Origin of the sequence: Paraburkholderia steynii, assembly GCF_900100565.1 — a bacterium.
Taxonomy (GTDB): Bacteria; Pseudomonadota; Gammaproteobacteria; order Burkholderiales; family Burkholderiaceae; genus Paraburkholderia; species Paraburkholderia terrae.
The window spans coordinates 1-16801 of record NZ_FNDI01000066.1 but is presented as its reverse complement, the minus strand read 5'-3'; the positions used below and the strand labels follow the sequence as shown (position 1 = coordinate 16801).

11 protein-coding genes and 1 pseudogene are annotated in these 16801 nt (G+C 56.7%); 8 read left to right on the top strand and 4 right to left on the bottom strand.

Annotated elements, in window-relative coordinates; translation table 11 throughout:
* Window positions 1-222, top strand: a pseudogene (locus BLT65_RS45795) (IS701 family transposase); the annotation flags it as partial.
* 95 nt (window positions 223-317) lie between these two features.
* Here the strand turns inward: BLT65_RS45795 and BLT65_RS47035 are convergent.
* The 3 genes from BLT65_RS47035 to BLT65_RS45785 are packed head-to-tail and all read right to left on the bottom strand — an operon-like array spanning window position 318 to window position 4593.
* Window positions 318-1262 (bottom strand): hypothetical protein, encoded by a 945-nt coding sequence (locus BLT65_RS47035; protein ID WP_143036729.1) that lies wholly within the window; start codon window positions 1260-1262, stop codon window positions 318-320.
* Window positions 1259-1786: a (2Fe-2S)-binding protein gene (locus BLT65_RS45790; protein ID WP_091790652.1), complete on the bottom strand. Its 528-nt coding sequence runs from the start codon at window positions 1784-1786 to the stop codon at window positions 1259-1261. Before BLT65_RS45790 ends, BLT65_RS47035 begins: the two co-directional genes overlap by 4 nt.
* Entirely contained in the window at window positions 1783-4593 is a 2811-nt protein-coding gene (locus BLT65_RS45785; RefSeq protein WP_091790651.1) for a xanthine dehydrogenase family protein molybdopterin-binding subunit, read from the bottom strand. The genes BLT65_RS45790 and BLT65_RS45785 overlap by 4 nt, the downstream gene beginning before the upstream one ends.
* A gap of 1075 nt (window positions 4594-5668) precedes the next feature.
* On the opposite strand from BLT65_RS45785, the gene BLT65_RS45780 reads away from it, so the two are divergent.
* From BLT65_RS45780 to BLT65_RS45760, 5 genes are all read left to right on the top strand, one after another.
* The gene (locus tag BLT65_RS45780; protein WP_091790650.1) at window positions 5669-7273 is read left to right on the top strand and encodes a S10 family peptidase; all 1605 of its coding nucleotides are present in this window, start codon (window positions 5669-5671) and stop codon (window positions 7271-7273) included.
* Between the two features lie 87 nt (window positions 7274-7360).
* Entirely contained in the window at window positions 7361-8998 is a 1638-nt protein-coding gene (locus BLT65_RS45775) for a S53 family peptidase (RefSeq protein WP_167306674.1), read from the top strand.
* Between the two features lie 29 nt (window positions 8999-9027).
* Window positions 9028-9588: a hypothetical protein gene (locus BLT65_RS45770; protein WP_091790648.1), complete on the top strand. Its 561-nt coding sequence runs from the start codon at window positions 9028-9030 to the stop codon at window positions 9586-9588.
* Window positions 9589-9805: 217 nt separating this feature from the next.
* Window positions 9806-11518: a phospholipase D-like domain-containing protein gene (locus BLT65_RS45765; RefSeq protein ID WP_091790654.1), complete on the top strand. Its 1713-nt coding sequence runs from the start codon at window positions 9806-9808 to the stop codon at window positions 11516-11518.
* A gap of 291 nt (window positions 11519-11809) precedes the next feature.
* Complete coding sequence (locus tag BLT65_RS45760) at window positions 11810-13183, top strand: alkaline phosphatase family protein (RefSeq protein WP_091790647.1); 1374 nt, start codon at window positions 11810-11812, stop codon at window positions 13181-13183.
* A gap of 58 nt (window positions 13184-13241) precedes the next feature.
* On the opposite strand, the gene BLT65_RS45755 is transcribed toward BLT65_RS45760, so the two are convergent.
* Window positions 13242-13769, bottom strand: coding sequence for a hypothetical protein (locus tag BLT65_RS45755; protein WP_244187114.1), 528 nt, complete (start codon window positions 13767-13769; stop codon window positions 13242-13244).
* 993 nt (window positions 13770-14762) lie between these two features.
* On the opposite strand from BLT65_RS45755, the gene gmtY reads away from it, so the two are divergent.
* Window positions 14763-16163: a gamma-mobile-trio recombinase GmtY gene (gene gmtY / locus BLT65_RS45750; protein WP_091790646.1), complete on the top strand. Its 1401-nt coding sequence runs from the start codon at window positions 14763-14765 to the stop codon at window positions 16161-16163.
* Window positions 16164-16172: 9 nt separating this feature from the next.
* The gene (locus tag BLT65_RS45745; protein WP_091790645.1) at window positions 16173-16709 is read left to right on the top strand and encodes a VPA1269 family protein; all 537 of its coding nucleotides are present in this window, start codon (window positions 16173-16175) and stop codon (window positions 16707-16709) included.
* The last annotated feature ends 92 nt before the right edge of the window (window positions 16710-16801 follow it).

The following is a 16801-nucleotide window of genomic DNA, read 5'->3' as shown; positions in this document are numbered from 1 at the left end:
AAGCAGGAGCTGGGGCTGGGACACTACGAAGGCCGGGGATGGCGTGGGTTTCACCACCACGCCGCACTGGCGATCGCGGCCTACGGGTTCCTGCTCTCAGAGCGTCTCGCTACCGGTACCCCGGTCAGCGCCAAAAAAAACTTCGCAGCACGCCAGACACCTGCAGTTCCCGACGATTACATTGCGCGGGGAAGTCCGGCGCGCACAGCGCCACACGGCTGACTCGATTGCCACCATCCGCTACGAACTTACGGTCCGGCTGGTCGCCGGGCTCGACGCGTGTCCATGCTGCCGAAGTCTGGGAAGACGCCTTTATTTTATGACACAGTAAGATTAGGATCCTTGCAGCAATTCAACAGGGCGTGAACAGACTTGACGTTTGCGGCATCCCATTGTGCGTGGCTCATGTTGTTGTTGGTCGGCATCCAGTGACTCAACGGATAGCTGTTGGCAACCTTGTTGTTGCCCGGTGCGGCTGTTCCCGTCGAAAAGCCGAGATAGAATTTGCAACTTTGGTCCGTGCCAATTCGATGACAGCCAACACAGGTGTTGCCTGGCGTGCTCATTACCTGCACATGCTGCGATTCGAACGCGGTACCGATATTGGAGTATTTTCCCAAGGGGTCGGTCGGTACCTTGTCCCAAACTTGAGCAATAAAGGGGCTCAGGATGAACGGGCCAGCATCGTGGCACGAAATGCAGTTTCGCTTCGGGGCGGCAACCTCAGCAGGCGTCTTCCAGAATTCAACGGCGGCGATATGTCCTGGAGGGGGTTTCTTTTCGTTGGGCGGTGGCACACGTGAGGTATCGATGCCATCCGTTTTGGTCTCTGGTTTGGACTGAAACCAACATGTCTTTCCATTTCCTGCGTGATGCAGAACGACCACAACTTCATCAAAGAACGAGGTGGGTTGTTTGCGTGGCGAGTTTTGGCGGCAATAGGCGGAAATCTGCGTGGCTCCGCGCGACAGATTGAGAATCCTGGAGTGCGGCATGCACTGCTCCGAGGTTTCCTTTTCAGGAACGAGGAGCGACGGCCTATCACAGTATTTTGGCGACTCTTCCGGCCTAGGTGGTTTCCCGTCGACAGTGATAGGTATTTCGGTACCGCTATTGCAATCAAATGGCGGAATTTCACCGATTTCTCTGGCACATTGCGAACCGTATTCGAGCAGTGTCTGCTCCCGCCTGTCTGCCATGACGGGGCCGGTCACGCCAACGCACAGGAAGCATAGCGCAATCAGAACTGGCGCGATTCTCATGGTCGCGCTCCGCCCTTGATCTGCGTTTCTGCTACCGCCTTGATTGCTTGCTTATATTTGACGTACCCGGTGCAGCGGCAAAGGTTTCCGCCCACCCAGGTCTCGATCGTCGCGTCTAGCTGATCGGCGGACACGCGATATTCCTTAAGATGGTCGAGCATGGCCGTGGCCGCCATCAGAAAACCTGGCGTGCAGTACCCGCACTGAAAGGCGAATGACTCAAGAAATCTTTGCTGAAGCGCAGAAAGCCCGTTGCCCTGGGCAAGACCCTCGACCGTGAAGACATGCTGGTTGGCAATTGCACTGACTGTCGTCGTGCAAGCGAGGGTTTTCTCCATCAGCGCGTCCGGTCGGTACCGAATGCCGACTGTGCATGCGCGACACACGCCGATACCGCAACAGACCTTTGTGCCGGTCAGGTCGAGCCGCTCGTGAAGATATTCGGCGAGGCTCATGTCGGTGTCCTTCGCGGAAACCGTTACCGCCTGGCCGTTGACATGGATCCTAATGTCGGCATCGGTCATTTGAGCGTCTCCCGGATGAGGTCTGGCGTGACGGGTGTCTGCCTGAAACGATGCCCGGTAGCGGCCGCGAGCGCGTTGAGCAACGCTGGTGCGATAGGGCACATGACTGCTTCGCCGATTCCGCGTGCCTCATTTCGATGGGCCCCGTCAGGCGGTGGCAGGTTGATCAGTTCCTGTTCAGGCACGTCGACCATGCGAGTAATCTGATATCTATCGAGATTCCATCTGCCGTTGCCGGGACCATCCGGCCCAAGCGGGCAGCGCTCGCTCAACACGTTGCTGATGGAAATCGCGACTGCGCCGTGCGATTGGCCTGCCACTATCTCCGGGCAAATAAGACGGCCGGCACTCAATGTGGTTACGGCACGCTCGACCTTCACCCGCCCCGTCTTGGCATCGACCGATACCGAGACGAGAGCCGCAGCCGGTGCGTAGTTTGTCCGCCCGTATCCGACGACGAGTTCGTTTGGCTGAACGAGAGCACCGTGCGCCACGGTTTTCAGCTTGTGCACATCCGAGCCGACAGCGATGAAGTCGCAATCCATGTCGTGATCGCCCGACCTGAATTGATATTTGCTTCTCCAGAAATCCCCGGCATAGGTGACATGGACCGCGGCCACCGTATCCCATTGCAACCGGTTAATCTGGTCGAGCAGCATGGGCCAGCTGAGTGCAGAATGTCCCGCGGTGGTCAACTTTCCGCTTACCCACCTGACGTCCTGGTGTTGAATGTTCTGGTTACGCCATAGCAGACGGGCTGCCGGCAGCACACTATGGAGCATCAGTGTCATTGCTGCACGGTCGACAGCCTGATAGTGGTGGAACGCGCCGAGGCAAGCACTCGACGAACCGAATGGGCCTGAAAGCCCCTTCGTTTTTGGGTATTGCGACCATAGACCGAACTTGCGTGCATCGAGGCCATCGATAGAAACAAACGCATCCACTTCACTCATCTTGATGTGCTGAGCATTCTGGCCGAGCTGGGTTGAGGGTGCCAGAGCGAGCGTAGTGGCGGCACCATTCCCCATATCGGTGTAGTTCGTCAGCACCCGCAACCCGGTGTTCTGCTGGATTTCCACCATAGCGAACACGCCATCCTTGCCTGTTCCATATGCCTGATTGGACATCGCAAGCCCGACACCATATTTGAGCTGCCGTTTTGCGCGTGCAGAACGGATCCTCGCCCTTTCGGTCCACAGGGGATGAGATTCCAGCAGGTTCAGGTGCTGGTTCAACTGCAAATCGAAAAGGATTTTCCCGCCTGTTATGGTCCGGCTGTTTGGTGAACCCAGCAGGTTCATACGTCGGATCTCGAAAGGGGACTTTCCCAGCGCGTACGCGGCTTCGTCCATCAGGGTCTCTATAGCCATGTAGGCTTGTGGTCCACCGAAGCCGCGTTGAGAGCCGCCATAGACTTCCGGCGAGAACAGGGTGGTACCTTCTGCAGACGCGCGCGGGATTTCATAGCAACTCATCGCGCTCATCGCTGCAAGGTCGCCGACCGCGCCTGTCAGGTTCTTCCTCCCGCCGGCATTCAGCAGAAACTTGCTGTCCAGTGCCTGGATTTTCCCGTGGCGGTCAAACCAGATCGTCTCCTCGAACCGTGTCTCCGAGCGTTTCAATCCGACCTGGAACTGTTCATACCGGGACATTTGCCAACGCAAAGGCCCCTTCGTGAGACCCGCGGCCAACGCAAGGTAGGCCGGGAAATACGACTTGTCGCGACCGCCGAATCCGCCGCCTGGATAGCAGGCCATGACACAAACCCGATCCACTTTGACGTCGCTGTCTTTGAAGAGATTGAACGCCGTAGTTCCATCGTCGTGTGGTGACTGGGTTCCCAAGACCATATCAAGTGTCTTGGTCTCAGGGTTGTACCACGCGAGACCCGACTCGGGTTCCATGAACATCGGATCCATGGCGGGTGTCTGAAAAATTCGTCCGTCTGCTGTTCCAAACTCGCGCCAATCGCCGCTTTTGACTTTGTTTGCCGCTAGCTTGCAGATGATGTCGCGTTCGCTGCGGCATTTTTGTTCGAAATCTGATGTCGGATTGCCGAACTCGTTCGGAACCATCTGAGTGTTCCGGAATTGATGGTCGTCATTGCGTACGTAGATCTTCGCATCACGGAACGTAGTGGTATCGTCGAACGGGGAGAGCGGGTACGTGCTTGCTACCGATACCGTTGCCCCGTATTGAATGACGCGGTCATTGAAGTCGAGTATCTTCTTTGCCTGGCGATAAATGTCGAAGTTCTCGAAAACAAGCAGCGCGACCGGCTGGCCATAGCAGCCTGCGGCATTATTCTTTCGTGCAAGGAGTTCAATGCTTGCTCTATTGTCGGGATTCGAGTCGCCGGATGTTGGAATCTTATGTTCGGTCAGTGTGTCACTAGTGATGACGACAACGGGCTGGAGCCTGTTCGGCAAGACGCTCAGATCGATATCCTGTACGATTTGGTTGACCCGATTGCACCTAAGCGCATATAGCCAGTTTTCCTGTTTCGGCCACCCCTCAAAGTCACTGGCCTTGAAATCGCGTGCGTAAATCTTCGCCCCTGTTACCTTGCTCAAGCCTTCAATTCGCCAGCGGGCTTTCCCAGGTTCGGGTGCCCAGTCCGGCGTCTCATTGGGCCGAATTGCTGTCAGGCTGGGGCTGGCCGCGAGTTTGGGATTTAGCTGTCCATCCTGAGATCCAGTGGCGCAGCCGCTCAACAACGACGGGATGGTGGTGACCGTGACTGTGACGAAGCCGCTTCCCATGGTTTTCAAGAAGGCACGGCGGGTAAGGGGAATTTCGCAAGTCATGCTGCCCTCCACGTACGGTCGGTTGCAACCTTATGGGTGTGCGTACATGAACCAGAATTGTGCTTGATTACCTACACCGTGAAATGAAGGCGAGCACAGAATCGCGGTTTAAAACAGTTCAATATCAGGGGCAGCGTTACGGAATTAAGAAAACCGAAAAGATCAAACCATTCTATGAATGGGGCGGAATATTATCAAGGAACCTAAGGTGGCCACCATAGTGCGGTGTCTTCTCTGAGAAGTGTTCGACTGGCTTTCGATGACGCTGACATGTCGTCGATATCAGACGCCACGTGCGTCCCATACTTCAACCGGAAGCGATAGCCCTGTACGGAGGACCCGCTGTTTCTGGATGGCCATTCCATCCTTCCCGGGTGATGCCATGACATCGAGCAGCTCGTCAGCTATTTCCGTGTTCGGAGCAGAGGTCGGCTTGTCGAGCAGGTATGGCGTGCGGGATTTATGGACGGCGCGCAATCGCCACACGCTGCTGCGGGTCCTCGCTCGAAAGGAAGGACCGTGGTCGCGGCTCTTCTGGCAATGGAAAAGCTCCAAGGCTGAGCGGACTTCTCGTGCATGGTGCGCGCCGGCTGTCGAAGTGGATTTCGTAATTCATTCAAGTTTCTTTCGTAAACATTCTCGACTCCATTGTCATTTCCTCGTTGTAAGCCAATACCAGGAAACGGCGCACAACTCTGCAGTAAGCATGGGGTTATATTGATCGATTGACATCCTTTCGCAGGTCTTCAACTGTCTGTTCGATGGACAACAAAAAAATTGAAAAGCTACTTGGAAACAACGAACGCTTTCCTATACTTCGCGACATTCAACCATTAAAACAACTCAGTGAACTAAAGCCCGGCCCCGAAGCGTACGTTACAGCGACGTTCGCATTGGCGAGACAAGGGCCATCGCGATTAGGGCCGAAATCTCCTTGCATCGCGCACATCACGTCGTGTTTGACGAACAAGACGGCGTCGACATCTCTGTCGACGCCGGATGCTACGTGTTGGGCGTTGCTTTCCAATTCCGGGTAACCGGTGTGTGCGCCCGGTAGTGAATACGGAGGTCCGCGATGACTAGCACCGCAAGTAATGAAGTCCCTCACGATCAACCACTCGCCGATACGACGCCGTACGGCTACGGTCCGGATGATTCAGTCAGCGATGTCGACGAACATGCCGCAATCACACACCACACGCTGACTCTCAATGGGAAGTCGATTGGGTATACGGCGCGGGCGGGTCATCTTGTCACGACCGACACTTACAGTTCGCGGCACGGCGCCAAACTGTTCTACGTGTCATTTACGGCCGACAACGCGACGCCATCTACGCGACCGGTGACCTTTTTCTATAATGGTGGACCGGGCTCGTCGTCGGTCTTTCTGCTGTTAGGCTCCTTTGGACCGAGGCGGATCAAAACGAGTATGCCGGATTTCACGCCGCCGGCGCCTTACACGCTTGAAGACAATCCGGACAGCCTGCTCGATCTCACTGACCTTGTGTTCATCGATCCGGTCGGCACGGGTTATTCGACTGCGATCGAGCCTCACATTAACAAGGACTTTTGGGGCGTCGACGAAGACGCTGGGTGTATCAAGCAGTTTATCAAGCGTTATCTGACGGTGTTCAACCGGTGGAATTCTCCGAAGTACCTGTTTGGGGAATCGTACGGAACGCCGCGGACGTGTGTGCTCACCTGGCTGCTGCATGAAGACGGCGTCGATCTGAACGGAATCGTGCTGCAATCGTCGATTCTCGATTATTCGCAGGCTGGCAATCCGATTGGAACCCTGCCGACTTTTGCAGCCGATGCCTGGTTCCACAAGAAAGTCACCGTATCGCCCGTTCCGGCGGATTTGGTCAGTTTCATGGAGCAAGTGGAGGCGTTCGCGGCGGGTCCTTATGTGAACGCGTTCAACTCCTTCCCCAATGTTGCACCCGACGTCCTGCAACACTTGAGCGACATCCTGGGTATTCCGCCAATGGTCCTTAAGTACTGGCAGCTCAATCCGGCAATGGGAAACGTGTTCCTGACGAGTTTGCTGATGGAAGACGGTCTCGCCGTGGGTGCCTATGACGGCCGGGTGACAGGCGAAGACACAGGCATCGCCGAATTTATTGCACCCAACTCCGGCGGCAACGATCCGACGATGGCGGCCGTGAGCGGTGTCTACACGGCAATGTGGAACGTGTACCTCAACGACGAGTTGCAATACACATCCATTTCACCGTTCATGGACCTGAACGACCTGGCTTTCAAAAACTGGGACTTCAGTCATGTCGATCCGACGGGCGCGGAGAGGGGCGGTGGCGGGAGTCTCTATACCGCTGGCGATCTCGCCGCCGCGATGGCCGTCAATCCTTACCTCAGGGTGTTTTCGGCAAACGGGTATTACGATGCGGTGACGCCGTTCTTCCAGACACTGATCAATTTCCAGGGCATGCCGCTGGATAGCACGTTGATCCAGAACAACCTGACCGTAAAGAATTATCCGTCGGGTCATATGATCTATCTGGACAATGAATCGAGAACGGCAATGAAGGCGGACCTGACGTCGTTTTATGGTAATGCGCAGGCACATGTCGAGGCCATCAGGGCAGCCGTCAAGCCAGAGCAGAAGTCGATAACAGGGGCAGCGAAGTATCGCAAACGTTCGAGCCGCACGCCGTATTGAGCTTTTCCGAATGAGTCAGCAGCATCGTCAAGTGGGGCCATCATGAACGTATCGCATCGTAAGCTACCCGGCAGCCTGAGGCGCGCCATGTCCGGCGCAACAGTACTGGGACAGGCCAATCAACACGGCATCATCGAAGTGACATTGAAGCTGCGACGCAAGCAGGCGTTGCCGGAGCTGGAAGCGCGCCCAACGAACCCGCTGACCAGGGACGAACTCGCAGCCCGGTATGGCGCGTCACAAGATGACATCGACAAGGTAACGAAAGTCATGTCGGGCTTCGGTATCAAGACCGTTAGCTCGAGCGTTAGCGCGCGCGCGGTTCGATTGTCAGGGCCGGTCAGCGCGATGGAGTCCGCGTTTAACGTCAAGCTTTTCAACTACGCGCACGCTGGCGGGAACTATCGGGGGCGCGTCGGCTATCTGTTTATCCCCGACGAACTGAAGGATGTCGTGCAAGGTGTGTTCGGACTCGACGATCGGCGCACCGTGCGACGGCGCCGTCAACCGGTTCGCGATACAGGCGCACGGCAGGCCCTGTCGTCGTCGACGCCGCGGTGGTATCTACCGTGGCAGTTCGGCGAACATTATCATTTTCCTTCCGGCGAAGGCGCGGGACAGACGGTCGGCATCCTTGAATTTGGAGGTGGGTATTTCCCGAGCGATTTGAGCAAGTTCTGCGCGAAGGCCGAATTGTCTGCGCCGCACGTAACGGTCGTCAGCACGGACGGCACGTCGACCGAGAGCAGAGACGGTGCCGAAGGCGAAGTGATGCTCGACGTCGAAGTTGTGGCGGGGCTGTGTCCGAGCGTGAGCATCGTGGTCTATTTCGCGGCATGGACAGAGCAGGGAATGATCGGAGCGCTGGACGCCGCGATGCAGGACAAAGACAACAATCCCGGCGTGCTCTCAATCAGTTGGGGCGCACCCGAAGGCACCAACATCTGGTCCGATCAGGCCATGTCCCAGATCAACGAAACACTGAAAGAGGCAGCCTATCTCGGCGTGACGGTTTGCGTGGCTGCCGGCGACGATGGTTCGAGCGATGGGCTGGACGATGGCCACGCGCACGCAGATTTTCCGGCTTCGAGTCCTTATGTGCTCGCCGTGGGCGGAACGACGATCGTCGATCTGAACGGCACGAAAGCGGACGTCGTTTGGATGGAGGGAGACGGCTTGCGAGCCGACTCCGGCGGCAGCACGGGCGGCGCGGTCAGCGACGTCTTTCAGCGTCCCGACTGGCAAAGCAGCATCACCGTCCAATCAGTCAACCCTGGCGCGATGACGGGGCGGTGCATACCAGATGTCGCTGCCAACGCGGACTGGGTTGCTTCGCCCTATCTGCTTGTGGTGGATGGTCACGCAGAGCCCAATGGCGGTACCAGTGCGGCGAGCCCGCTATGGGCGGCGTTGATCACGTTGATAAACGGGCAACTCGACGGCGGAAAGCGCGTGGGTTATCTGACGCCCATGCTGTATCAGTCGTCGGGGGCCGCAGGCCAAGCAGTCGGTGCGATAGGCTGTACCGACGTGACCTCGGGCAACAACAACACGGCAAGTGTAGGCGGTTATAGTGCCGGTCCTGGATACGACGCGGTATCGGGATGGGGTACACCCGATGGGCAGGCCATGCTGGCTGCGATCAAGACAGCTCTGTCCACCACCACGCCCGCACCATCGGGTGCATCGAGCGTGCCCTCTGCATCGCACATGGCGACTTCGTAATTCGCATCATCGTCCGCCCGGAGTAAATCATGGCAAAAGCTGAAAAAATCATGGTAATTCGCCACGGGGAAAAGCCCCAAGGTGCGATCCCGCCCTACGGCGTCACCGTCGATGGTGAACAGGACGTCAATTCACTGCTCGTTGCGGGATGGACCCGCGCCGGCGCGCTTGCCGTCCTCTTCGCTCCGAGCCGCGGTGAACTGCAAAGCCCAGAGCTCGCAAAGCCGCAAACGGTGTTTGCGGGCTCGGACGATGCAGGCAAGTCGAGTAAACGGCCTGAAGAGACGGTGAGCATTGTCGCGCAGAAGCTGAAGCTTCGGACGAATACGACCTATGCTGTCGGCCAGGAGCAAGAGCTCACGACGGCGGCGATGTCATGCGATGGTGTCGTGTTGATAGGTTGGGAGCACAAGCACATACCACTGATTGCCAACGCCATACTCGGCAACACGAGCGCCCCGCAAAACTGGCCGGGAGCGCGATTTGACGTGGTGTGGGTCTTCGATCTCGATGCGACCAGCGACGCCTATCGTTTCAGCCAGGTCTGCGAACTGCTGCTTCCGGGCGACAGTCCAGAACCGATTCTGTGACTTCCGGTTGAAGGCCATCCGATTAAGTGGGCCGACTCGTCTGCAATTAAGAAGATACGAACAGGCCGGAGCTCGTTGCGTATTAGGCGAGTACTGAACGGACAAGCACGGAAACAATTCGGCTCAGAGTTGCGTGGCCAACATCAATTTACTGGTCGCTGCCCGGCGCCGGCAGCCCCACGCGTCCAGAATCTTCGCGCCGCTCCTAGGAGGCGTCATGTCATCGGACTTTCAGGTTGTAGGCACGAATGCATCTGCGCAATTCACCCTTAAGCTTCATCGTGGTGAAGGCATGCTGCTGCTCGCGATGAACTGGAAACAAGGAACGCCGCCGCGAAACTTTGTCGGTTTTGCTATCGAATACCGTGAACCCAACGGTGAGAAGGTCTTTGCTTTAAAGAACAGGCTCACCTTCAAAGGGATTGACGGAACCGTCAACCCGGATGCGTTGTCCACAAGGCTTTCACCGATTCAGAAGTTCCGATGGGTGCACTTCCCATATAACCCGGAAATTCCCGGCGACTTCACCTACATCGTTACCCCGGTTTTTATGGATCAGGCAGGTACATTGGAATACGGGGTTGCGCAGGAGGCGACGATTCAGTTGATGCGGGAGACATACCCAGGTGAATTAAACGTAGCTTTCACACGCGGGTTCGTTTCGTCGCAAGCGTTTGTAGACGAATACCAAGAATATGGGCCAATATCTGAACTGCTCCCGTCCAAACCCGCAGAAGGACTGAGTTTCAAGCCGACGCACCCCAAAGCGGATGAAGCACTGGCATGGATGGGGTTTGAATCTCGCGCGGCGATACTGAACGTGCTGGACAAAGCTGTGAACGATAGTGATGCGAATGTTCGCGTCATCGCCTATGACTTGAATCTTCCAGAGGTCGTTGATCGACTCGAGAAGCTGGGTTCCCGTTTGCAGATCATTATCGACAATAGTGGTGAGCATGCAGGTCCGGGATCTGCGGAAGCGGCGGCGGAAGTTCGCTTGAAGCAGAGCGCAGGCGCGGAGAATGTTAAGCGCCAACACGTGCTTGATCTCCAGCACAATAAGACAATTGTCGTCGACAGTCCCCAACAGAAGCTCGTTGTTTGCGGATCGACGAACTTCAGTTGGCGCGGGTTTTACGTGCAGTCGAACAATGCCGTGATACTGAATGGGGACCCCGCGGTATCGATATTTCGCGCCGCGTTTGAGGAGTACTGGAATAAGCCCGCAAGTGACTTTGGAGAATCGACTTCCGCAAAGCAGGCCACTATCGGATTGGCCTCTCTGAAGCCGTTGGTCACCTTTTCTCCCCACAGCCCTGATAATGCGCAACTGGACGCGATTGCAAATGACATGCGAACCGGTACGTCGTCAAGTCTGCTGTTCTCGTTGGCATTCCTCTATCAGACCGGCGGTGCAGTGCACGACGCTGTTAAGACGCTGATTGAAGATGACAAGATTTTCGTTTACGGTATCTCAGATCGGGAGGTGGGCGGGTTAGATATTCAGCAGCCTGACGGAAACGTGGCGCCCGTCTACCCGGAAGCACTTACGAGGGACGTGCCGGCACCATTTTCGGCTGAGCCGACTGGCGGAGCAGGCGTGCGTATGCATCACAAGTTCGTCGTTGTTGACTTCGACAAGCCAACAGCCCGTGTGTACACGGGCTCGTACAATTTCTCGTCACCTGCCGACACAAAAAACGGGGAAAATCTGTTGCTTGTCAAGGATAGACGCGTCGCGACAGCATACATGGTCGAGGCTTTGCGTATCTTTGATCACTACCGCTTTAGAGTCGTCCAGCACAACGCTTCGGATGCGCGCTCGGAGCTGACGCTCGAACGAGCCCCGCAATCTGCTGCAGAGAATCCTTGGTGGCTGGAGGACTACGAGGATCCCCGGGAGATCAAGGATCGTGAACTGTTCGCTTGATTCGACCCGGTGAGTGATGCAGTCCGTCCAGTAGGGGAGCTTCTTGACGGGTTATCGAGCCGAGGCACGGTCAATCACTGTGTCGCATCCGATACAGGTTGCCGTGGGTGACGGACAATTCTATAGTGAGGTGTCGTTGCTGCGCAGACGTAACTTCGTGGCTATAGCGTGAAGCGATAGTCAGCTCCACCCGACGTATACCTTGCATGACACTGGCGTTGACAGGCGTTGGCGTATGCGCGGCGCATACGCCATACGGCAAATGGATCATTCGTGGAGGGAGGATAGGAAATGGCTGCGCTCGATAATATCGATACGTTCGTGGTGTTGATGTTAGAGAACAGGTCATTTGACCATATGCTAGGCTACCTGAGCTTGACAGGAGGCAAAGCGAACGGACTGTCCTCTAGTCAGGAATGGTTGCAAAACTTTGTCAATGTCAATGCAGGGCAGGAATATCCAATTCATCGTCTTAGTCCGAGCGTCACTTCAATATCGGATCCTCCGCATGATCGAGCGCCAATAGCGATCCAGATAAAGACGCCTTGCGCTCCAGGTGGCTGTCCCGAACTCGGCGGATTCGTGCAAAGTTATGCGAGTCGCTCCACGCCCCCTCAAAATCTCGCCGACGTCATGGGTTATTACGATGCGGAAGCGTTGCCAACATTTGACTTTCTCGCGCGACATTACACTATCTGCGATAACTGGTTTGCACCGCTGCCTTCTGGTACGCAAGCCAATCGCCTGATGGCGATGGCAGGGGAGAGTGCGATCAGCGACAATGTTCAAGGACCCAATTTCCTCCCCGACCAGGCGCTTGTTTATGACTGGTTGAGGGACCACGGAATCCCTTGGTGCGTCTATCAGTCGGGCAGCTTCTTTCCGTTTTTCAGCCTGATGAAGAAGTGGCTGCCGGAGATTATCACGTCACTCACGCTGCCACATGATGGCGTCGGAGGCAATTTTCGACGTTACAGCCGCTTCGCCTCCGACTGGAAGAGCGACGCGATCATGCCCAAGGTGATATTCATCGAGCCGGAGTATACGGACGGTCCGCACTTCGGTGCCAATGACGACCATAGTCCAACTGGTATCGCTGGCGGTCAGGCATTTGTCGCTGACGTGTACCGGACACTGACCTCCAATCTGGAGCGTTGGAAGAACACCCTGCTAATCGTGACCTATGACGAGCACGGGGGATTTTTCGACCATGTTTCACCGCTTTCTATTCCGGATGTTGTAGGGGGATTTTCATTTCAAACGACAGGATTGCGCGTGCCTGCCATCCTCGTGTCGCCGTACGTGACTCCCGGCGGTGTTTTTTCGGGGAAGCTCGACCATACGGCGATTCTTCAACTTTTCGCGGACAAACTTGATCCAGACAAGTCATACTCATCGGCGGTTTCGGCGCGAAATGGACACCTTGACAGACTCAGCACCGCGCTCAACGCTTTCGCGACGGCTGGGCCTCCGCCCGCGCTAGCCGGCGGACCGAGTACGTCGTTTAGCGAGTCTTTCGCTGCGCATTTGAACGCGGGCCATTCGGAAGAAAATCAGGGGTTTCATGCAGTGGCTCAGCAGATCGCGCGAGATCATCCGCAACTGCTGACGTCGCCGCAGTGGGCGAACCTGGCACAGTACATCGCCACCTACGGAAAGCATTAAATTTACCTGCATAAAACGTCCGATTTAGGCGGATTCTCCATAGACGGGCGTCCGTACTCTATTTGCGGTGCCAGAGGTAACAGTACTGCTGACTATCCTCAAGATTCGATCCGGCGCTTCCGTCCTCCTGAATCACTTTAAGCCAACCGTTCGGATCCGACTTCGTAGGGGTGTCTCCACAATTATTGTGAACCCAATGGATTCCACCCTTGAAGGGAATGCCGCAGACTTCGAGCTTGTCGCCCACCCGGATGGAGTTCAACGGCGCGGGAACCACCTTCGAGTTTTCCTGATATCCAGACGCGAAGACGTTATCAATCGCTACATCGTATCTTTTCCCATCGCTGTCGCCTTTCAATGAAAGATGTGTGTGAGAGAGTTCGACTCCTTTCTTGAACATGCCGTCCTGGAATTGCGGCGGAGACAGCACATGGCCGACTAGCAGCGAGCCTCCTGCAGCTTTGCATTGCTGCGCGTCGTCGGCAAATGCGCTCGTCGACAGGAGAGCTAGGAACAACGCAGTACCGGTAAAGAGATGCGAGCCGCGTTCTGTCCGACAAGCACCGCGCACGTGTGAAGTTGACATGAGATTCGTCTCCAGTTTTTGTCAGCCTGAGATTTTGAAAGTTGGCGAAATCAGCAGTGGTCGTAAACCGGTACGGACATTCGGCATCCACGTTGCGCTTTTCGACTGTTCGACACGATTTCCTGTCCGTGCGCGTAGAGACACTTACCAAGAGTGGTGCATTCCAATGGCAGCACGAATCCTGAGAGGCGCCAAGGGTGCGCTCGGAGACTCTTCGACGCCTGAGGCTGTCAATCTCGATCCGGCCGCAACTTTGAGAGCTATCAACTTTCGCGTCGCTTCGGCTTCTCTCTTGGCAAGATAGGAAATCGAGCGTATTTGCGCAAGTATGCGTGGCGTGCGCTGCGTCTTGGCTAACGCGCACTCGTAGCGATGGTTGGTCCGATCGACCGCGATAATGAGAGCGCGATTTGATTGACAACATGAATTGGCTCAGGAGCTAATCAATGTGTCATTCTTTGAAACCGACGCGTAGCACCGCGAGTAAAAACGAAACAAACAGTGAAGTGTTCGAAATGTGTTCTGGTTTATCTCGCTGACGGTTTCTACGCGTGTTCTTAAAAGACGAAATGCTTTCAGCAGTTGCGAAAAGGAACCAGTCTCTTCGTTCGGGAAGTTCGGCCAATACGCGTCATGACTCAGTTGGATGCGTCGATTTTGCTTGCCGCTGATACCGCGCAGTAGAGCAAACAGAATCCGGTGGTCAGCCCCTGTGGCGATCGCTTATTCCCCCCATCAAGGAATACATAGTTCTGCAAAGCTGAGCTGAATTCGCTTCAAACACCCCTCTTGAAGGGGTGTTTTTTTGCCTTTCGGATGTTGAAGCTATACCGTGCGATGGCATCCTATGTATAATGCGCGGCTTTTTATGTATGGCGAGAATGGCTTGCGCAGAATTGAAGATGTAGTCGTGATCCTGCGTGTCGTTGAGGCTCCGCCTCGTGGCCCGTCCCGCGATGTCGCTTTGTTCAACCCGCTGTCCAATCACTTCACATGTTTGTGACGGTCAAGGCGCGCATACATACCGATTTGACAGGCGTGTACGCGGAACTTCCGGTGGTATTGACGCCAGCGGGAATCTTGGAGCCGCTGCTCGACTACTACCTCTTTCGTAGTCACGACCGCAGCTTGGCGTGGATGACCAAGGTAACCCGGTCCGTCCGGATGTTTCTTGAATACCTGCAGTCCAATCCGGCGGAGCGCGATACTTATCGTCTGTTCCAGAACTTCGCCCAGAGGCTCTACACCGGCACGTTTGATCGGGCCACCGGCCTTGACCCCAGTGGCTTGTGCTGGGCACCGCGTTCACCGCGAGATGCATCGCACATCATCACTCATCTCTCCGACTTTTTTGATTGGCTCGGGGAAGTGCGCCCTGAGACTGCCGCAGTGAATCCCCGCTATGCAGGAGGGGCTTTCGACCGGCAAACCGATGAGGCTGCATATCAGTACCGACGCAGCAAGGCGTTCCTTGGGCATATATGGGCGGCGAACTCGTCCTCCGTCCGGACTGCATATCGCGTGCGAAGCCGGCGCGCTCCGAATGTCGAGAAAGGCGATCCGCCGGCCTTCCCTGAGGAGCGCTTTGAGGAGTTGCTGGTGAAGGGTTTCTGCACGGGTGGTCGTTATGACTACCGGGGCATGCTCATCACATTGCTGTTACACGGGGCGGGGTTTCGCGAATCCGAGCCTTTCCATCTCTTCATCCCCGACGTGTTTCCAGACCCGGCCAAACTGAAGCAGGCCAAGGTCCTGATTCACCATCCAAGCTACGGCTCCGCGCCCGCCGATTGGCGCGACAAACTTGGACGCCCGCGTAGAGGCAGCAGGGCGGAGTATCTCGCCCACCAGTTTGGCCTGGTGCCACGTACCGATCTGATGGATCGACGGCACGCCGGCTGGAAGGGCGGCACCCATGACGCCGCGTACTACAAGCAAGCGTACTGGTTCGTGCCCGAGTATGGCGAGTGGTTCCTGCGACTCTGGCACCGCTACCTCGAACAGGTCGCACGCGTCGAGCGTGGCCACCCCTTCGCCTTCGTCAACCTGAAGCGCGAGCCCGTCGGCGCCATGTACACGCTCACCCAGTACAACAAGGCCCATGCCGCCGCGTGCGAGCGCATCGGGCTCACGGTGAGCAAGGCGCTGGGCACAACGCCACACGGACACCGTCACGCCTACGGCCGGCGCCTTCGCAACGCCGGCGTCGACAAGACGCTCATCCGCCGCTTCATGCATCACGCCTCGCTGGAGAGCCAGGAGGTCTATACGCAGGCGAATACCCGTGAAGCACTGGCGGCGCTCGAAGCAGCTGCGCGGCGGCTGCGAGACAACTATGCCGGGCCACAATCCGTGACAAGACTGCTGCTGCCCGGCATCGAACTCAACGACTGAGAAACCCTCATGGCCGAAAAGAAAACAACGACCGCGTCCGTAGCATCCTCCGGTCTGGTCCCCAAGTCGAAAGGGGTAAGGCGCAAAACGGACGCTTCCCTCGGCTGGGTCGAGCGGGACTATCCGCAGCTGGCTGCCTGGCGTGCCCTAGCGGTGGAGTGGTTGAAAGGCGAAACCCGAGGTGTGGACGATAGGCTAAGTGCGTTGGTGGCCTTCTTTGAGCGCTACCTCGTCCAGCAGGGGCTGCCGCTCAACCCGACAGAGTTCCTCGCCCGCACCATCGTCCTGCCCGACTTCTACCAGACGGCGTGCCCGGATTCGACGAAGGGCATCCTGTACAACAACCACATCCACGCCTTCCTGCACTTCGTGCTGCTGCGCGAGTTCAGCGAAACCGACGACCGCGGCCAGCCGGTGGTCTCGCCGGCGTTTCGCAATCCCGTGCCCCGGATGTCCAATCGCGGTCTGCCCCGGCGCGACGAGAGCGTGCATTCACCGCTGCCCTACGGCTACATCGACGAACTGCGGCAGATGCTGGCAGCCTGAAGTTGACCCGCGAAAACGGACACCTATCCTTTTGATCAGGAGGTGCCGATGATGGGCAAGCATCGTACCCCGTACCCGGCGGAATTCCGGGC